General features: G+C 67.2%; 13 protein-coding genes. 11 read left to right on the forward strand and 2 right to left on the reverse strand.

What is annotated here, in order from left to right; all coding sequences use genetic code 11:
• The first annotated feature begins 31 nt into the window (after positions 1-31).
• The 11 genes from ACCQ08_RS22125 to ACCQ08_RS22175 all read left to right on the forward strand — a co-directional run bounded on the left by ACCQ08_RS22125 (position 32) and on the right by ACCQ08_RS22175 (position 15,189).
• On the forward strand, positions 32-1,345 hold the full coding sequence (locus ACCQ08_RS22125; protein ID WP_373451012.1) for a sigma-70 family RNA polymerase sigma factor: 1,314 nt from the start codon (positions 32-34) through the stop codon (positions 1,343-1,345).
• Positions 1,346-1,471: 126 nt separating this feature from the next.
• Positions 1,472-3,817, forward strand: a complete 2,346-nt coding sequence (locus ACCQ08_RS22130; protein ID WP_373451013.1) for a TonB-dependent siderophore receptor — start codon at positions 1,472-1,474, stop codon at positions 3,815-3,817.
• 120 nt (positions 3,818-3,937) lie between these two features.
• Complete coding sequence (locus tag ACCQ08_RS22135) at positions 3,938-4,663, forward strand: cobalt ABC transporter substrate-binding protein (protein ID WP_373451046.1); 726 nt, start codon at positions 3,938-3,940, stop codon at positions 4,661-4,663.
• A complete protein-coding gene (locus ACCQ08_RS22140) occupies positions 4,660-4,986 on the forward strand; it encodes a DUF3649 domain-containing protein (protein WP_373451014.1) in 327 nt (108 codons plus the stop codon). Before ACCQ08_RS22135 ends, ACCQ08_RS22140 begins: the two co-directional genes overlap by 4 nt.
• Entirely contained in the window at positions 4,983-6,689 is a 1,707-nt protein-coding gene (locus tag ACCQ08_RS22145; protein WP_373451015.1) for a PepSY-associated TM helix domain-containing protein, read from the forward strand. The genes ACCQ08_RS22140 and ACCQ08_RS22145 overlap by 4 nt, the downstream gene beginning before the upstream one ends.
• On the forward strand, positions 6,686-6,973 hold the full coding sequence (locus tag ACCQ08_RS22150; protein WP_373451016.1) for a DUF3325 domain-containing protein: 288 nt from the start codon (positions 6,686-6,688) through the stop codon (positions 6,971-6,973). The genes ACCQ08_RS22145 and ACCQ08_RS22150 overlap by 4 nt, the downstream gene beginning before the upstream one ends.
• Before the next feature lie 126 nt (positions 6,974-7,099).
• Positions 7,100-8,512 carry an SWIM zinc finger family protein gene (locus ACCQ08_RS22155; protein ID WP_373451017.1) on the forward strand — a complete coding sequence of 471 codons (1,413 nt, stop codon included), beginning with the start codon at positions 7,100-7,102 and terminating at the stop codon, positions 8,510-8,512.
• Positions 8,509-10,218, forward strand: a complete 1,710-nt coding sequence (locus tag ACCQ08_RS22160) for a DUF5691 domain-containing protein (RefSeq protein ID WP_373451018.1) — start codon at positions 8,509-8,511, stop codon at positions 10,216-10,218. Before ACCQ08_RS22155 ends, ACCQ08_RS22160 begins: the two co-directional genes overlap by 4 nt.
• A gap of 43 nt (positions 10,219-10,261) precedes the next feature.
• A complete protein-coding gene (locus ACCQ08_RS22165; RefSeq protein WP_312415408.1) occupies positions 10,262-11,344 on the forward strand; it encodes an AAA family ATPase in 1,083 nt (360 codons plus the stop codon).
• Between the two features lie 48 nt (positions 11,345-11,392).
• Positions 11,393-13,951 (forward strand): DUF5682 family protein, encoded by a 2,559-nt coding sequence (locus tag ACCQ08_RS22170; protein ID WP_373451019.1) that lies wholly within the window; start codon positions 11,393-11,395, stop codon positions 13,949-13,951.
• Between the two features lie 116 nt (positions 13,952-14,067).
• Positions 14,068-15,189 (forward strand): VWA domain-containing protein, encoded by a 1,122-nt coding sequence (locus ACCQ08_RS22175; RefSeq protein ID WP_373451047.1) that lies wholly within the window; start codon positions 14,068-14,070, stop codon positions 15,187-15,189.
• Positions 15,190-15,274: 85 nt separating this feature from the next.
• Here ACCQ08_RS22175 and ACCQ08_RS22180 read toward each other — a convergent pair whose 3' ends face one another.
• Together ACCQ08_RS22180 and ACCQ08_RS22185 are read right to left on the reverse strand one after the other, a co-directional pair.
• Positions 15,275-16,009, reverse strand: coding sequence for an aspartate/glutamate racemase family protein (locus ACCQ08_RS22180; RefSeq protein ID WP_021027627.1), 735 nt, complete (start codon positions 16,007-16,009; stop codon positions 15,275-15,277).
• A 15-nt stretch (positions 16,010-16,024) separates the two neighbouring features.
• Entirely contained in the window at positions 16,025-17,557 is a 1,533-nt protein-coding gene (locus ACCQ08_RS22185; protein ID WP_373451020.1) for an NCS1 family nucleobase:cation symporter-1, read from the reverse strand.
• Positions 17,558-17,857: the final 300 nt, after the last annotated feature.

The following is a 17,857-nucleotide window of genomic DNA, read 5'->3' on the forward strand; positions in this document are numbered from 1 at the left end:
CTCGTCATTTTTACTGCCCGCCCGTTCCGCCATGTCCGCCCTCCCGTTGGAAGCCTTTCGCGATAGCTATCGCGAGCTGATTGCCTTTGTCGCACGCCGTACCGGCAGCCGCCAATCGGCGCAGGACATCGTGCATGACGCCTGGCTGCGCGTGGTGGAAGCGGGGCCCCTGGCGCAGAGCCCTCACCCGGCGCCGCGCGCCTACCTGTACACGGTGGCCGAGCATCTGGTGATTGACCACCTGCGCCGGGCCGCGCGCACCTCCGAGCGCTTTGACAGCCGCTTCGATGACGGCAGCGCCGGTGTGCAGGCGCTGGGCCAGGATGTGGCTGAGGCCAGCCTGCGGCGCGAAGCGCTGGCAGCCGTCGATGCCGCAATAGCCGCCTTGCCTGAGCGCTGCCGCAGCATGTTGCTGGCCGATCGGCTCGATGGCGAATCGCAGGCGTCGATTGCCGCAGCGCACGGCGTCTCGGTCAAGACGGTGGAGCGCGAGATCATGCGCGCCATGGATGCGATCGAGGCCGCTTTGCACGCATGGCGTGGTGATGGCGTTGTGCCGGCGCTGCCGCGCAAGGGGCGGCGCCGTGCGCTGTCGGCCTTGCTCGGCGTGGCAGGGCTGGGTGCCAGCGGCAGCCTGGCCTGGCGCATCTACCAAAGCCAGGTGGTGACATGGCAGATCCAGCTGGCCACGGCCACCGGCCGCCAGCTCAACCAGGCCCTGCCCGATGGCAGCAGCATTGCGCTGGATGCGCAGACCCGGCTGGAGGTGCGCTACTACGGCAGCCGCCGCCATGTGCAGTTGCACGAAGGCGTGGCCTTCTTCCAGGTGGCACGCCATGCCGATGCGCCTTTCATCGTCGATGCTGGCCCGGCCCGTATCACCGTGCTGGGCACCCGGTTTGAAGTCGCAGTCGATGCCCAGGGCGGGCTGCGCGTGGCGGTTGAAGAGGGCCGGGTGCGCGTGCAGCAGCGGGGCAGCGATGGTGATCTGGCCGATGCGGGTGATGGCTGGGAGCTGACGGGCAGCCAGACCCTGGACTGGCAGCCAGGACAACCGCCCCGGCGCGATGCCAGCGCGGGAGAGGTGGCGGCCTGGCGCAATGGCTGGCTGGACTTCCGCCACGAACCGCTGGGCCTGGCGGTGCAGCGCCTGGCCCGTTATTGCGACGTGCCCCTGCAGGTGGCGCCCGATGCCGAACATATGGCGATTTTTGGCCGGGTGCGCATTGCCGATGCCCGCGCCTGGCTGCAGCTGCTGCCGCGCAGCGTGCCGGTCGTGGTGCGCGAAGAAGGCCAGGGCGCTGCGCGCCGCATCATGATTGCACGGCGCAGAGCGCAGAGTTGAGCGATGGCGTGCAAGCACTATGGGCCGCTGTCCGGCCATTCAAAAATACTTGCGCAAGCGCTGAGGGAAAACTGCGTCTCGTTCGTATTACCTCGTGTGAACCACATGAGGAAAGTACCCACTGCTATGTCGCACCCCTGCAAACGCCACCTGATGGCCCTGGCGATGGCCGCCTTGGCCGGCGCGGCCTCGGCCGCTGATTTTGATATTTCTGCCCAGCCGCTCGACAGCGCGCTGGCCCAGCTGGCCCGCCAGGCCGGGCTGCAGTTGATGGCACCTCCTGCACTGGTGCAGGGCCGCCCCGGCGCCGCCGTCAAGGGCAGCATGAGCGCGCAGGACGCCGTACGCCAGCTGCTGCGCAACACCAACCTGGTGGCGCGCATCGAGGGCACAACCTTGGTCATCGACAACGGCCAGACCGCCGGTGAAGTGGCACTGAACCCGGTGGTGGTGACGGCCCCGGCGACCCGCGCCGGCGACCGCCCCGAAGCCTATGCCGGTGGCAAGCAGGCACGCGGCAGCCGCATTGGCATGCTGGGCGACCAGGATGTGATGGACACGCCGTTTTCCACCGTGGCCTATACCGCAGAAGCGGTGGCCGACCAGCAGGCACGCACCCTGGGTGAGGTGCTGGCCAATGACGCGTCGGTGCGCCTGACCACCGCCTCGCAGGGCTTCAGCGAAGACATCCAGGTGCGCGGCTTTGGCATCAGCGGTGGCGATGTGGGCCTCAATGGCCTCTATGGCCTGACCTCCGCCAGCCGGGTGCCGGCCGAGATTCTGGAGCGTGCCGAGCTGCTCAAGGGCCCGGGCGCGATGGTGGGCGGCATGCCGCCGGGCGGCAGCATTGGTGGCGCGATCAATGTGCAGACCAAGCGTGCAGGCGATGCGCCGCTGAACCGCGTCGGCCTGCAGTACCTGGGCCGTGCGCAGTTCGGCACCAGTGTCGATATCTCGCGCCGCTTTGGCGAAAACAAGGAGTGGGGCGTGCGCGTCAATGGCGCAGCGCGCGGTGGCGAGGCCAGCATCCGTGGTGGCGACCAGAAGCTGGGCGTGGGCGCGATCGCGGTGGACTACCGGGGCAGCCAGCTGCGCTGGTCGCTCGACGCCTATGCGCAGCGCGAAGAGATGGAGGATTTCCGCCCGCAGATTGGCTTCAACCCGGCGCTCACGTCGTTGCCCAAGCCGCCCAATGCGCGCAGCAACTGGTTTCCCGATACCGATCTGTCGCTGGACGACAAGGTCATCACCTCGCGCCTCGAAGTGGATCTGAACGACCAGGTCACGGCGTTTGCGGGCATTGGCTACCGCAAGGGAAAGGCCCAGCAGATTTTCCCGACCACGACGACGTCGATGAATGCGGCCGGCGACTTCACGGTGCGCAGCAGCTTCTACGATTCGTACACCGACACCAGCAGCGCCGATGCGGGGCTGCGGGCCAAGTTCGCGACCGGCGGTGTCAAGCACTCGCTGGTGGTCAGCGCTTCCGATTTGCGCCAGGAATCCGGCAATACCTATGTGGCCGGCCTGACCACGTCGCCATCGAACATCTACCACCCCGCGCCACTGCCGCCGGTGGAAGGTGCGCGCACCGCGCCCAACAAGGCCTCCAAGGCGCACAACTACGGCATCGCGGTGACGGACACCCTCGCCCTGGCCGATGACCGCCTGCTGCTGACCCTGGGCCTGCGCCGCCAGACCGTGGACCTGCGCAACTTCAGCACCGCTACCGGCGCGCAGACCAGCAGCTACGCCAAGAGCGCGACCACGCCGCTGGTCGGCCTGGTGGTCAAGGCCAATGACCAGGTCTCCGTCTACAGCAACTACACGGCCGGTCTCTCGCGTGGTGGCATCGCCCCCAACACGGCCGTCAATGCCGGCGAGGTGTTTCCGCCATTCAAGTCCAAGCAGTACGAAGCAGGTGTGAAGGTGGATTGGGGCAGCGTCATGACGACGGCCAGCCTGTTCCAGATCAGCCGCCCCAACAGCATGACCGACCCGGCCACCAACATCTACAGCTTTGATGGTGAGCAGCGCAACCGGGGCCTGGAGCTGGCCGCCTATGGTGAGCTGCAGCGCGGTCTGCGTTGGATGGGAGGCCTTGCCTTCAACCGTGCCAAGGTCACCAAGGCGGCGCAGTACCAGGGCAACGATGCCTACGGCGTGCCCAAGATCAATGCCAACCTGGGCGCCGACTGGGATGTGCCCGGCGTGCAGGGCCTGTCCGTCAACGGCCGGGTGATCCGCACCGGCTCGGCCTGGGCCAGCAATGCCAACACCCTCAAGCTCTCGGGATGGACCCGCTTGGATGTGGGCGCGCGCTACCGCACCCAGGTCAGCGGCAAGGCGGTGGTGCTGCGCGCCAATGTCGAAAACCTGACGGGCAAGAACGTCTGGTTGATCAGTGGCAACAACTACCTGACCCTGAGCGCGCCGCGTACCGTGGTGCTGTCGGCGACGGTTGATTTTTGAGAACCTGCGGGTGGTCTCCGCGCAGTGGCGTAGAGACCGCCCACCGGTTCTGGGGAGTGGGCTGCGGGAGCGCGCAAGGCGCCGGCAGCATGTTTATCAAAAAAGGAGAGAGAGCATATGTTGAAGAAATCCCTGTCTGCGCTGAGTCTGGCCGTGCTGGCCCTGTCCGCCCAGGCCCACCAGGTCTGGCTGGAGCCTGCCGGTGCCGACCAGGCCGTGGTGCTGCGCTTTGGTGAGTTTGGCGACAACCTGCGCGAAGCGTCTCCTGGCCTGCTGGACCACTTTGGCAAGCCCCAGGGCGTGCTGATCAGCGCCAACGGCGAAGAAAAGGCTGCTGCCGGCAACAAGACCGCCCATGGCTTTACCCTGCCTTTCAACGTCCAGGATGGGGTCTCCATCGTCGCTGAAGATGCCAACTACCCGCTGTCCAAGTTCAAGCGCGATGGCAAGGATGTCACCAACTGGTACCACCCTGCTGCACGCCTGGTCACCGGCTTTGCCGCGCAAAAGCCCAAGCTGGCGCTGGACCTGACCCCGACCGGCAAGGACGGCGAGTTCAAGGCGACCTTCAAGGGCCAGCCGCTGGCCAAGACCCAGGTCGCGCTGGTCACCCAATCGGGCTGGATGAAGGAAGGCCACACTGACGCGCAAGGCCTGGTGCAGTTCGACCTGCCCTGGCAAGGCCAGTACGTGGCCGAGATCAAGCACAACGACCGCACGCCCGGCGAACGCGCTGGCGAAAAGTACGACGGCGTGAGCTATGTGACGTCGGTCACCTATGTGAAGCCACAAGGCCTGGCCCCGCTGGCGGCCGGCCCGGTTGCCACGCCTAACCCGGCCAAATGACCAGCCCAGCGCTGAGCGGCGCGTTGCGCGCCGCGCTGACCAAGGCTTGCCAGGTCGGGCCGCTGCTCTCGCGCATCGTCGCCGCCATCGGCGGCGGCTATGCGCTGGCGGCGGTGGCCAGTGTTGCCGCGCTGGCGCTGCCGATGGACAAGCCCCAGGCCGTGCTGGCTGGCACGATGGCCAGCTTTCTGGTCTACACCGGCGCGGTGATCTGGGTGTTCGCCGTGCGCTCGGCCACCCGCGCCTGGCTGGGGCTGCTGCTGGCAGCGATACCGCTGCTGCTGGCCGCTTGGCCGGTATGGAATGGAGTGACTCCGGCATGACTGCCAACGATAAAAAACATAGCAAACCCGGTAAGCCCGCCGCACGCGGCATTCGCCAGGCCATGTCCGACCTGCACATCTGGGCCGGCCTGCTGGTGGGCTGGATTCTGTATGCGATGTTTCTCACCGGTACGGTGAGCTATTTCAAGGAAGAGATTTCGCAGTGGATGCGGCCCGAGGTGGCCCACCAGGCCGCCGTGCCCGATGCCGCTGAAGTGGTCCCCCGCATCGCCGAGGAGCTGCAGCAGATGGTGCCCGGCAGCTCGCAATGGAGCCTGGGCATGGCCGATGCGCGCAACAATGTCGTGAGTGCGTTCTGGCGCATCGCCAAGCCCGCGAAGGGCGAGCGCGGCTTTGGCAGCGCGGTGTTCGATCCGCAAACCGGCCAGAAGGTCAGCAGCCGCGAGACTGTGGGCGGCGAGTTCTTCTACCGCTTCCACTTCCAGTTCCATTACATGCCGGTGCTCTGGGCCCGCTGGCTGGCCAGTTTCTGCGCGATGTTCATGCTGGTGGCCATTGTCAGCGGCGTGATCACGCACAAGAAGATCTTTGTCGACTTCTTCACCTTCCGCTGGGGCAAGGGCCAGCGCTCCTGGCTGGATGCGCACAATGCGCTGTCGGTCTTCGGCCTGCCTTTCCACGCGATGATCACCTATACCGGCCTGGTCACGCTGATGGCGATGACCATGCCCTGGGCCAGCAGTGCCGCCTTCAAGACCCAGGCCGAGCGCCAGGCCATGCAAAGCGAGATCAGCGCCTTCGTTCCTGCCGGCAAGCCCAGCGGCCAGGCTGTGCCGCTCGCCCCGTTGGGCGATATGGTGCGCCAGGCCCAACAGCGCTGGGGCGCGGACCGCATTGGCCGCGTCACCGTCAACAACGCCGGCGACGCCTCGGCACGCGTGATCGTCACCTATGGCGATTTCGAGCGCGTGTCGATCAGCCCCAAATACATGCTGTTCGAGGGCAGCACCGGCAAGCTGCTGGAGGTCAAGGACCAGGTGGGCGCGGCAGCCGAGACGCGTGGCGTGCTCTATGCCCTGCACCTAGGCCGCTTTGGCGACACCACCGTGCGCTGGCTCTACTTCCTCACCAGCCTGGCGGGCACAGCCATGGTGGGCACGGGCCTGGTGATGTGGACCGTCAAGCGACGCACCAAGCTGCCCCATCCGGACAAGCCGTACTTTGGCTTCTGGCTGGTGGAGCGGCTCAACATCGCTGCAATTGCCGGCCTGAGCATCGGCATGGCCGCCATGCTCTGGGCCAACCGCCTGCTGCCGCTGGGCATGGAAAAGCGCAGCGACTGGGAGATCCACTGGTTCTTCATCCTCTGGGGGGCCAGCCTGGTCTGGGCCATGCTGCGGCCTGCCAAGCGCGCCTGGGTGGAGCTGCTCTGGGCCGGTTGCGCGGCGCTGGCCTTGCTGCCGGTCGTCAATGTGCTGACCACCGACCGCCCGCTGTGGCGCAGCGCCATCGACGGTGACTGGGTGTTCACCGGGCTGGAGCTGACCTTGCTGGCGCTGGCCGCGCTGCATGGCTGGCTGGCGATCCGTACCTGGCGCCACCAACCCAAGCGCAAGCCGCAGCGCCAGGCGGCACCGCGCCCGGCTGCCAACTCCCCGGTGCCTGCCGCCCGGGATGTGGAGTCCGGCGCAACGGCCGCCAGCGCGGCCATGGCGCCCGATCTGCAGGAGGCCCGGCCATGAACCACCTTGCCATTCAGCTGGTGTCGCTGCCCGCGTTTGCACTGCTGGCGCTGGCGATGGACCGCCACCAGCTCGACCTGTTGGGCCGTGAGCTGCCAGCCGGCCCCACCCGGCGCCTGCGCATGGCCGGCTGGCTGGCGCTGCTCGCCTCGCTGGCCATCGCCGTCGGGCTCAAGGGCTGGTCGCTCGGCCTGGTCACCTGGTGCGGCCATATCTCGCTCAGCGCCGCGATTGTCCTTCTCACGATGGTGGCCTGGGAACGCCGCAAATCTGTAAAAAAGTGACACGCCAGGCGGGCCGGGGGCCCGTCTTGCCTCATTTCGTCTTCGACCCTGCCTACAATCTCCGTTGCCGCGACTAATAAACACATATAGCGGGTAACTAACAGATTGAACGGAAGGGGAGGCGGTTTGTCACCTGTCTTAGCAACCGAAGCCGAGGTGGTGGCGCTGTCCCCGGATGCCTCTTCCACCAAGGCGGCACAAGGGTTGAAGAACCCCAGCAAATGGCCCAGCCTGGGCTGCAACGAAACGGCAGCCTGGGGCGAATGCCAGGGCAGCGGCTCCAAGCCCTACCAGACCCAGGTCGACCTGAGCGGGCCGTCGTTCAAGTGCTCTTGCCCGAGCCGCAAGTTCCCCTGCAAACATGGCCTGGCGCTGATGCTGCTGCGCGCTGCCGGCCAGGTGGCCGACAACGCCGAGCCACCCGCCTGGGTCAGCGCCTGGCTGGACAGCCGCGCTGAAAAAGCCGAGAAAAAAGAAGCCAAGGCCGCTGCCATTGCCGCAGCGCCCCCGGCCGATCCCGCGCTGCTGGCCAAGCAGCAAGCCAAACGTGACGACAAGCGCTGGGACAAGGTGGCCGCCGGCATGCAGGAGCTGCAACTGTGGATGCAGGACATGCTGCGCAACGGCCTGGCCAACCTCTCGGGCGACCAGCAGGCGCGCCAGCACTGGAACACCATGGCCGCGCGCATGGTCGATGCGCAGGCCAGCGGCATGGCCGCCCGCATCAAGGACGCCTGGGAGCTGGTGGACAGCCACCCCCAATGGTCGCGTGACCTGCTGGTGCAGCTGGGACATTGGCAACTGCTGGCTGATGCGGTGGCACGCCGCGATGCGCTGAGCGCCGAAACCCGTGCCGATGTGATGGCCGCGCTGGGCTGGCCGATGGACAAGGCCGAGGTGCAGGCACGGGGCGAGGCGCTGGCCGACGACTGGTTGGTCGTGGGCCTGCGCCAGATCGAACGCGAGGGCCGGCTGCTGGAGCGCCGCGTATGGCTGCAGGGCCAGCACAGCGGGCGCATCGCCTGGTTGCTGGATTACGCCCAGGGCGGGCGTGGTTTTGAGACCGCCTGGGTGCCGGCGCAAAGCTACCGGGGCAGCCTGCATTTCTACCCCGGCCAGGCACCGCCGCGCGCCATCGCGGGGGCTGATATCGAACTGCTGGCGCCCGGCGCTGGCGCCCCGTTGGGCGAGGGCGCATGGCGCGATGCGTTGGCGCAGCTGAGCCGGCGCATTGCCGCCAATCCCTTGCAGCCGGTGCAGCCGCTGTGGTGCGGCCAGGCGCGTCTGCAGGTCAGCGCGGGCCAGTGGTATGCGGTCTGGCCGCAAGGGGACGCGGCCGCCGCGCTGGTGCCGCTGGCCGTGGCCGATGACCATGCCTGGCAGCTGCAGGCGCTCGGTGGAGGCGCGCCGATGGCGCTGTTTGGCGAATGGGAGGGCGGCCAGCCATCAGGGCGCTGGCGCCTGCTCAGTGCCTGGCAGGCCGGCGATGGCCAGGCGCCGTGGACCAACATCTGGCAGAACCGGGGTGAAGTGCTGTGAGCCATGCAAATCTTTGGGCTGCGCTGCAGCAATCGGCGCTCGTCGGCGCCGAGCGGCTGGCGCTGCCAGCCATCTTTACCCAGGGCATCGACCGCACGGCGCCCGCCAGCCAGCAGGCGCTGCAGGCGGCTTTGCTGCAACCGGCAGACAGCAAGGCGCAGCAGTTGCTGCGCGCCACCGCGGTGGCGGCGGTGCTGGAGCGGGCCGGTTGGCGCCCCGCGCAACCCGCTGCGACGGTGGCAACTGCCGCTTTGCCACCACCGGCCGCTGAATCGCGCCCGGCGCCGCAGGGCGAGCCGCTGTTGCGGTTGCTGGGCGAGGTGCTGCAGGGCAATGCGCCCGAGCTGCTCGCGCTGGCCTTGGCCAGCCTCGATGAAGCCGGCCAGCGCCTGCCTTATGCGCTGTTGGTGGATGCGCTGCACCAAGGCCGCCAATCGGTCGAGCTGCGCCAGTGGCTGACCCCGGTGCTGGGCGAGCGCGGCCGCTGGCTGGCCGCCCAGAACCCGCAGTGGGCCTATGCGCATGGCGTGCAAGAGACAGCCGATGCCGAGCAGATCTGGCAGGAAGGCTCGCTGGAGCAGCGCGTGGCCTTGCTGCAGCAGCAGCGTGCCACGGACCCGGCAGGCGCCCGCGCGCGGCTGGAAGCCAGCCTCAAGGAGCTGGGTGCCCGCGAACGCGCACCGATGGTGCAGAGCCTGGCGCGCGGACTGTCGGCAGACGATGAGGCCTTGCTGGAAAAGCTGCTCGGCGACCGCAGCAAGGAGGTGCGCGAATCGGCCGCCAGCCTGCTCGCGCGCCTGTCGCACAGCCCGCACAGCCAGCGCATGGGCGCCGCGCTGCAGGCCATGCTGAGCCAGGATGCCCAGGGCGAGTGGCAGATCGAGCCACCGCAGGAAGGCCACAAGGACTGGGAGCGCGACGGCGTCACTTTGCAGCCGCCCGCCTATATCAAGGGCCATCGCGCCTGGTGGCTGCAGCAGCTGGTGGAGCTCACGCCCCTCGATTTCTGGCACCAGCAACTGAACAAGACGCCCGAGCAGCTGTGGGAATGGAGCCGGCGCAGCGACTGGAAAAGCGCGCTGCGCCAGGGCTGGATCGCGGCGTTGCGCGCCCAGTGCGATGTGCGCTGGCTGCCACTGATCCAGAGCATGGAGAGCGACTCGCGCAGCAGCGATGTGCTGCCGCTGCTGATGGCCGAGCTGAGCGCCGAAGAACGCGAAACCCAGTGGCTGGCACAGCTGCAGGCCAAGCTGGGCAAGAGCGCATTCATCGAGGCCATCCACCGCATCGACGAGGGCATGGGCCGCACCGAGTTGCTGTCGCCTGCGATGTCCCGCTGGTTGCTCGAGGCCTTGCTCGGCACCTTGCAGTCGCGCCAGCCTGCGGGCAACTGGCACAGCTGGCAGGCAGACCATGCGATTCTTGCCTGCGCACGCCGCCTGCAGGCGGGCGACCTGGAGCGCTTTGCGCAGCTGTGGCGTGCGCCACCTGCGGCAGCGCCCGCCGAGCCCGTGGCGTCCGACGACGCTAGCGCACTGGTGGTGCCCGAAGGCAGCGGCGAGGCCGACATCGCCAAGCTCCAACAGGAGCAGCAGGCGCGCCTGGAGCGCTCGCGCCTGCGCCCCTGGGATGACGAGCAGGTGCTCGCCCAACTCAACCGCATTGTCGATCTGCGCCTGGCGCTGCAAGCGGCCCGAATCGCCTGATGGCGCCCACCACGAACCTTTTGATCTCTACCGGAAGCACACCATGAGCCAAGTACTCCGCCAGCACGCCGAGCAGCAATTTGCCGAAGAACTGGATGCCTTGCAAAAGGCCGATGACCGTCCGCGTCCACCGAACTGGAAGCTCTCGCCCTGGGCCGTGCTGCAGTACCTGATGGGCGGCACGCTGAGCAATGGTTTTGAAGTGAGCGCCAAGTACATCGGCAGTCCGCGTCTGATGGAGATTGCCGTCTCCACGCTGGCCACCGACCGCGCACTGTTGCTGTACGGGGTGCCCGGCACCGCCAAGTCCTGGGTGTCCGAGCATCTGTCGGCGGCAGTGAGTGGCGACTCGACCATGCTGATCCAGGGCACGGCCGGCACCAGCGAAGAGCAGCTGCGCTATGGCTGGAACTATGCCCAGCTGCTGGCCCACGGCCCGTCGGAAAAGGCGCTGATCCCCAGCCCGCTGGTACATGCGATGAAGCTGGGCAAGATCGCCCGCATCGAAGAGCTGACCCGCATCCCTGCCGATGTGCAGGACACCCTGATCACCGTGCTGTCCGAAAAGACCTTGCCGGTGCCCGAGCTCTCGACCGAATTCCAGGCCGTCGCCGGCTTCTCGGTGATCGCCACGGCCAACAACCGCGACAAGGGCGTCAACGAACTCTCCAGCGCGTTGAAGCGCCGCTTCAACACCGTCGTGCTGCCTGTGCCTGCGTCGCAGGATGAGGAGGTGCAGATCGTCACCAAGCGCGTGGGCGAGCAAAGCCGCGCGCTGCAGCTGCCTGCCGAGGCCCCGGCGCTGGAAGAAGTGCGCCGCGTCGTGCAGATCTTCCGCGAGCTGCGCAATGGCCAGACCGAAGACGGCAAGACCGTGCGCATCAAGTCGCCCAGCTCCACCTTGTCGACCGCCGAAGCGATCTCGGTGATCAACAGCGGCATGGCGCTGGCCGGCCATTTTGGCGATGGCGTGCTGCGTGCGCACGATGTCGCCTCCGGCCTGCTGGGCGCCGTCATCAAGGACCCGGTGCAGGACAGCGTGGTCTGGAAGGAATACCTGGAGACGGTGGTGAAGGAGCGCGCGGAGTGGAAGGATCTCTACCGCGCCTGCCGCGAGCAAATCTAAGCCGCTGACACCGTTCTTCTTCTGCCCCCGACAACGCTGACCGAGCCCATGGCCACTTCTGCTGACAACGTCCATTTCTTTGGCATTCGCCACCACGGCCCGGGCTGTGCGCGCAGCCTGGTGCAAGCGCTGGCGCAACTGCAGCCCGACTGCCTGCTGGTGGAAGGCCCGCCCGAGGGCGAGGCCCTGCTGCCGATGCTGCGCAGTGCCGAGCTGCGTCCGCCAGTGGCCATGCTGGTGTACATGCAGGACGAGCCCAGCCAGGCGGCGTTCTACCCCTTTGCCGAGTTCTCGCCCGAGTGGCAGGCGCTGCAATGGGCGAGCGCGCAGGGGGTGGCCACTCGCTTTATCGACCTGCCCCAAACCCATGCGATGGCCCAGGACTGGGCACGGCGCCAGGCGCTGAAAAAGCCGGAGCCTGCGCAAGACGTTGATGGCGAAGAGGGCGAGGACGATGCGGTGGACGCAGCGGACGAGGCGCCAGGCGATGCCGCCGAGCCCAGCGCCGACACGGCCCCGGCCGCGGATGTGGACAGCGATGCAGCGGATACCACTGCGCCCCCGCAGGCGCCGATGCGCGACCCGTTCGACTGGCTCGCCCATGCGGCCGGCTTTGAGGATGGCGAGAGCTGGTGGAACCGCCTGGTGGAAGAGCGCGGCAACAGCGAAGCGCTGTTTACCAGCATCAACGAGGCGATGACGGCGGTGCGCAGCGAACTGGGCGACGAGGGCGAGGCCTGGCGCGGCCCCCACCATGTGCTGCGCGAGGCCCAGCGGGAGGCGCATATGCGCCAGTGCATCCGCGAGGCGGTCAAGGCGGGCTACCAGCGCATTGCGGTGGTCTGCGGCGCCTGGCATGTGCCGGCGCTGCAGCAAAGCACCACTGCCAAGGCCGACAGCGCCGTGCTCAAGGGCCTGCCCAAGGCCAAGGTGCTGGCGACCTGGGCGCCCTGGACCTACCGCAACCTGGCCAGCCGCAGCGGCTATGGCGCAGGCGTCACCTCGCCGGGCTGGTACGAGCACCTGTGGCAGTGCTACCGGGCCGATGCGGCGTTAGCCCAGCAAGTGGCAGAAGGTCTGCCCGTGCCTGCGCGCAGCGCCCGCGATGCCGCCACATTGCGCACCGCAGGCTGGCTGACCCGCGTGGCACGGCTGCTGCGCGACAAGGACCTGGACTGCTCCAGCGCCCACATCATCGAGGCCACCCGCTTGGCCGAAGGCCTGGCTGCCATGCGCGGCCAGCCGATACCGGGATTGCAGGAGATCAACGAGGCCATCGTCACGGTGGTCTGCATGGGCGAGACCGCGCCGCTGAACCTGATCGACGACGAGCTGACCGTCGGCCATGTGCTGGGCACGGTGCCCGCCGATGTGCCGCAGGTGCCGTTGCAGCGCGATATCGAGCAGCAGCAGAAATCGCTGCGCATGAAGCCCGAGGCAGCCAGCAAGCTGCTGGCCTTGGATCTGCGCAAGGAGACCGACCTGGCGCGCAGCCATTTTCTGCACCGCCTGCGTTTGTTGGGCATTGGCTGGGGCACCCGCGCCGCCGATGCGCAGCGCAACCGCGGCACCTTCCGCGAGAGCTGGCAGATGCAGTGGGAGCCGGAGCTGGCCGTGTGCATCATCGAGGCCAGCGTGCATGGCGCCACCGTGGCGCAGGCCGCCACCGCGCGCCTGCGCGCCAGCCTCTCGCCCGATACCCCCTTGCCCGAGATTGCACAGGCGATTGACGACGCGCTGCTGGCGAACCTGCCGCAGCTGGTCGAGTCGCTGATTGCCACGTTGGCTGATCGCGCGGCCACCACCGGTGATGTGGCCCAGTTGCTGCAGACCCTGCCGCCACTGGCCAATGTGTACCGCTATGGCAGCGTGCGCCAGACCGATACCGCCCTGCTGGCCACGGTCATCGATTCGCTGGTGCTGCGCGCAGCCATTGGCTTGCCAGTGGCCTGCATGGCGATGGACGAAGAGGCTGCTGCGGCGATGAAGGGCAAGGTGCTGGCCGCGCACGAGGCACTGCGCCTGCGCGGCACCGATGCCCAGGCCGCCGTGGACGCCTGGCGCGCTGCGCTGCGCAGCCTGGCGATGGGCGATGCCGCTGCGGCCTTGCTGCGCGGCATGGCCTGCCGGTTGCTGCTGGACGAGCACCTGCTGGACAGCGCCGAGGTGGTGCTGCAGTTCAACCGCAACCTGTCGCTGGGCGCGGCGCCGCTGGATGTGGCCGCCTGGCTGGATGGCTTTTTGAACCAGCAGGCGCTGGTGCTGCTGCACGACGAGGCGATTTGGGGCGCCGTCGATGCCTGGCTGGCCGGACTGGGCGAAGTGCAGTTTGCACAGATCTTGCCGCTGGTGCGGCGCAGTTTTGCCCACTTCAGCAAGCATGAGCGCCAGAGCCTGGGCGACAAGGCCCGGCGCGCGCCGGTGGCCGGTGCTGCCGCGCCTGCTGCGTTGGCTGCGGGGGATGACCATTCGCCCTGGGACGAGGCGCGCGCCGTGCTGGCGCTGCCGCTGCTCAACACCTTGCTGGGGCTGGAGCTGCCGCCCGAGTTGCTGGCGCAGATAGCCGCTGCCTCGGCCCCCCGCAACGACGCCCCCACGCTGGAGTGATGACGATGACGAATGCCACCCATTCCGCGCCAGGCCCGGCGCAAAACGATAGCCAAACCCTGGCCGCCGACGCGGCAGAGGCGCTGCAGCCAACCACCCGCTTGCAACGCTGGCGCATGGTGCTGGGCAGCCCAGCCGATGCCAGCTGCGGGACCGTGGGCGGGCGCCTGCAGGAGATGGACCAGGCGCTGGCCGCGCTCTACGAGGGCGACAGCCAGCTGGGCCCACGCAAGGGTGGCCGGGGCAATTCTTCGCCGTCGGTGTCGCGCTGGCTGGGCGATATCCGCAAGTACTTTCCGAGCCAGGTGGTGCAGGTGATGCAGCGCGACGCGATGGAGCGCCTGCAGCTGCGCGAGTTGCTGCTGCAACCCGAGATGCTGGAGAACGTGCAACCCGATGTACACCTGGTGGCCAACCTGATGTCGCTGGGTTCGGTCATCCCGCAAAACACCAAGGCCACCGCGCGCCTGGTGGTGCGCAAGGTCGTGGACGAGCTCATGAAAAAGCTCGAAGAGCCGATGCGCAGTGCCGTGGCCGGCGCGCTGGACCGCAGCCAGCGCAACCGCCGCCCGCGCCATGCCGAGATCGACTGGAACCGCACAATACGCGCCAACCTGCGCCATTGGCAGCCCGAGTACAAGACCATCGTTCCCGAGACCTTGATCGGCTATGGCCGCAAGGCGCGCCGCCCGCAGCGCGAAGTGATTCTGTGCATCGACCAAAGCGGCTCCATGGCCAACTCGGTGGTCTATTCCAGCATCTTTGGTGCGGTGATGGCCAGCCTGCCTGCGGTCGCGACCAAGCTGGTGGTGTTTGACACGGCGGTTGTGGATCTGACCGAGAAGCTCGACGACCCGGTCGATGTGCTGTTTGGCGTGCAGCTGGGCGGCGGCACTGACATCAATGGCGCCGTGGGTTATTGCCAGAGCCTGATCAGCGAGCCGCGCAACACCATCCTGGTGCTGATCTCGGACCTGTACGAGGGGGGCGTGGAGTCAGGCCTGCTGCGCCGCGCCCATGAGCTGGTGGAGTCGGGCGTGCAGTTCATCACCTTGCTGGCGCTGAGCGACGAAGGTGCCCCCGCTTACGATGCCGCACTGGCGGCGAAGCTGGCCGCCTTGGGCGTGCCTTCCTTTGCCTGCACGCCGGACGCCTTCCCGCAACTGATGGCCGCTGCGATCCGCCGCGATGATGTGGCCGCCTGGGCGGCGACCCAGGGCTTCAAGACCAGCCAATAAAGGACAGCAGCGGCCAACAGCGGCCAGAAAAAAGCCCTGCGGAGCAGGGCGGTTGGAGTAAACAGGGAGGGGTGGTTGAAGACGTTCAGCGGCCCAGCGAATCGGGCAGCGGAAAGCCGGTAATCCGCTTGGCGCGCGGCGGTGCATAGGTGCGCACCTTGGAGGTCTTGAGGCCCAGGCGTACCAGCGATTCGGCAATCGTCACCGCTGCAGCCACGCCATCGACCACCGGCACGCCGGTGCGGCTGCGCACCTTGTCTTCGAGCTCGGCCATGCCGCCGCAGCCCAGGCAGATCACCTCGGCATGGTCTTCTTCAACAGCCTTGGCCGCCTGCTGCACGATGGCATCGACCGCGCGCTCGGGCTGGCTCTCCAGCTCCAGCACGGCCATGCCGCTGGCGCGCACCGAGGCGCAGCGCGCATCCAGACCGGCCAGCTTGAGACGGTCTTCGATCAGCGGCACGGCCCGGTCCAGGGTGGTGACCACGGCGTATTTGTGGCCCAGGAACATGGCCGTCGATGCCGCTGCCTCGGTGATGTCCACCACCGGCACTTCCAGCAGCTCTTGCAGGCCTTCGCGGCCATGCTCGCCGTAGCCGGCCTGGATGACGGCATCAAAGGGCTGGTCATAGCGCATGACCGCATCCATCACACCGACAGCGCAGAGGTAGCTCTCAAAATTGCCCTCCACCGACTCGGCGCCAAAACGCGGGGTGAGGGCGACGATCTCGGTGCCCGGTGCCGCTGCCCGGCGCGCCTGGGCGCCAATGGCCTCGGTCATGCTCTCGGTGGTGTTGACGTTCACGATCAGAATGCGCATGCAAAAAACTCCGTCTCAATGTTGGGCATGGTTCACGGCAATGGCCTCGCCGTCCTGGTCTTCGTAGTGCTGGCCCTTGGGGGTCAGCAGCCAGTAGAACAGGCCGCCGAGCCCGGCTGCAATGAACCAGGAGAAATGGGACACCGACTCCAGCGCCGGCAGAAAGGCGAACAGCAGCGCAATCAGTGCCGAGGGCACCAGGGCCTGGATGGCGCGGCGGTTGACGCCGTTGTGGTAATGGTAAGGGCCACGGTGGTCATCGCTGTACAGTGCAGGCACATGCACGCGCTCCTTGCGGATCAGCCAGTAGTCGGCCATCACGATGCCGAACAGCGGGCCCAGGAAGGAGCCCAGGCCACCGAGGAAATACAGGATCACCAGCGGCGAATCGTAGAGGTTCCACGGCAGGATCACAAAGCCCAGGATGGCGCTGACCAGCGCCGCGCGGCGGAAGTTGAGCTGGCGCGGCAGCAGGTTGGCCAGGGCCAGCGCAGGGGCGACAAAGTTGGCCATCAGGTTCACGGCGATGGTCAGGATCAGCAGCGACAGGCTGGCCAGGATCAGCAGCGGCTTGTTGGGGATCTTCTCGACGATGTCGGTGGGGCTGAGGATCAGGGTGCCATCGATGGCCAGTTGGCCGCCGGTCAGCACGACGACGATCAGGCCGAAGATCAGCATGTTGATGGGGATGCCCCAGAAGTTGCCCTTGACCACGGCGCTGCGCGAGGTGGCGCCCCGGGTGAAGTCACAGAAATTGAGCACAAAGGTGCCATAGATGGCGACCCACAGCGAGGCCGCACCCATGATCTGCACCCACATCGCCCCTCCGGTGCTGGGCTGGGGCGCCGTCCACTGGATCTTGCCGCCCGAGCTGTACAGCACCCAGCCGGCCAGCGAGATGAAGGTCACCAGAATCACCGGGCCGGCAAAGGCCTCGTACTTGTGGATGCTCTCCATGCCCCAGCAGGCAATCATCGTCTGCACCACCCACAGCAGGCTGAAGCTGATCCAGCCCAGCACCGGCAGGCCCAGCACCTGGTGCGCCAGCAGCGCCTGCAGGCTGGGAAAGAGGGTGATCAGCAGCACATCGAGCACCTTGGAGGCCAGGTAGGTCTGGATGCCGAACCAGGCAATCGCAACGCCGCCCCGGATCAGCGCCGGGATCTGCGCGCCCCGCGTGCCAAAGCTGATGCGGCTCATCACTGGAAAGGGCACGCCCGTCTTGGGGCCCATGAAGCCCGACAAGGTCAGCAGCACAAACAGCAGTGCGGCGCCCATCATCAGCGCCGTCAGAATCTGCCAGCCGCCCAGGCCCAGCGCAAACAGGCCGATGGCAAAGGCATAGTTGCCCAGGCTGTGCACATCATTGGCCCACAGCGTGAACAGGCTGTAAGCGCCCCAGGACCGGCTGTCTTTCCGGGTGGGTGCCAGGTCCTTGTTGTAGAGCGAGGGGCATACACCAGCGGGCAAATCGGTGGTGGCCGCGGGCCGCTGCTGGGCGGGGTTGAAGGCAAAGCCTGCGTTCTGGTCTGCTGCAAGATCGGTCATTGACATCCTTGGATCGGGCGCATCCAGGTGCGCCTTAGTAACGGCCTGGCGGCCTGATTTGTCTCGTCATGTGCGCGGGTCCATGCATGGCATGTGCAGCAGAGAAGCGGGGCCTCAATGGCTATGCTTTGTGTGCACATATGCATACATTAAGTGTATACAAAGCGTCTAAAAATGAACTAGGGCCAACCCTGAAAGGGCGCCGTTGCTGTTGCCTGGGAGACGCGTTTACCGGCGCTGCCAGAGGGCGCATCGCAGCAGCGCGAGTACATGAGGTTGCTCTTGTTTCGGCCTGTAGCT

The organism is Comamonas sp. SY3, from assembly GCF_041730275.1.
Classification (GTDB): Bacteria; Pseudomonadota; Gammaproteobacteria; order Burkholderiales; family Burkholderiaceae_C; genus Comamonas; species Comamonas sediminis.

Bases quoted from the DNA above. Each gene is read 5' to 3' on its own strand.
- ACCQ08_RS22125 (WP_373451012.1), top strand. From the start codon at position 32: ATGTCCGCCCTCCCGTTGGAAGCCTTTCGCGATAGCTATCGCGAGCTG.
- ACCQ08_RS22130 (WP_373451013.1), top strand. From the start codon at position 1,472: ATGTCGCACCCCTGCAAACGCCACCTGATGGCCCTGGCGATGGCCGCC.
- ACCQ08_RS22140 (WP_373451014.1), top strand. From the start codon at position 4,660: ATGACCAGCCCAGCGCTGAGCGGCGCGTTGCGCGCCGCGCTGACCAAG.
- ACCQ08_RS22145 (WP_373451015.1), top strand. From the start codon at position 4,983: ATGACTGCCAACGATAAAAAACATAGCAAACCCGGTAAGCCCGCCGCA.
- ACCQ08_RS22150 (WP_373451016.1), top strand. From the start codon at position 6,686: ATGAACCACCTTGCCATTCAGCTGGTGTCGCTGCCCGCGTTTGCACTG.
- ACCQ08_RS22165 (WP_312415408.1), top strand. From the start codon at position 10,262: ATGAGCCAAGTACTCCGCCAGCACGCCGAGCAGCAATTTGCCGAAGAA.
- ACCQ08_RS22170 (WP_373451019.1), top strand. From the start codon at position 11,393: ATGGCCACTTCTGCTGACAACGTCCATTTCTTTGGCATTCGCCACCAC.
- ACCQ08_RS22175 (WP_373451047.1), top strand. From the start codon at position 14,068: ATGGTGCTGGGCAGCCCAGCCGATGCCAGCTGCGGGACCGTGGGCGGG.
- ACCQ08_RS22180 (WP_021027627.1), bottom strand. From the start codon at position 16,009: ATGCGCATTCTGATCGTGAACGTCAACACCACCGAGAGCATGACCGAG.
- ACCQ08_RS22185 (WP_373451020.1), bottom strand. From the start codon at position 17,557: ATGACCGATCTTGCAGCAGACCAGAACGCAGGCTTTGCCTTCAACCCC.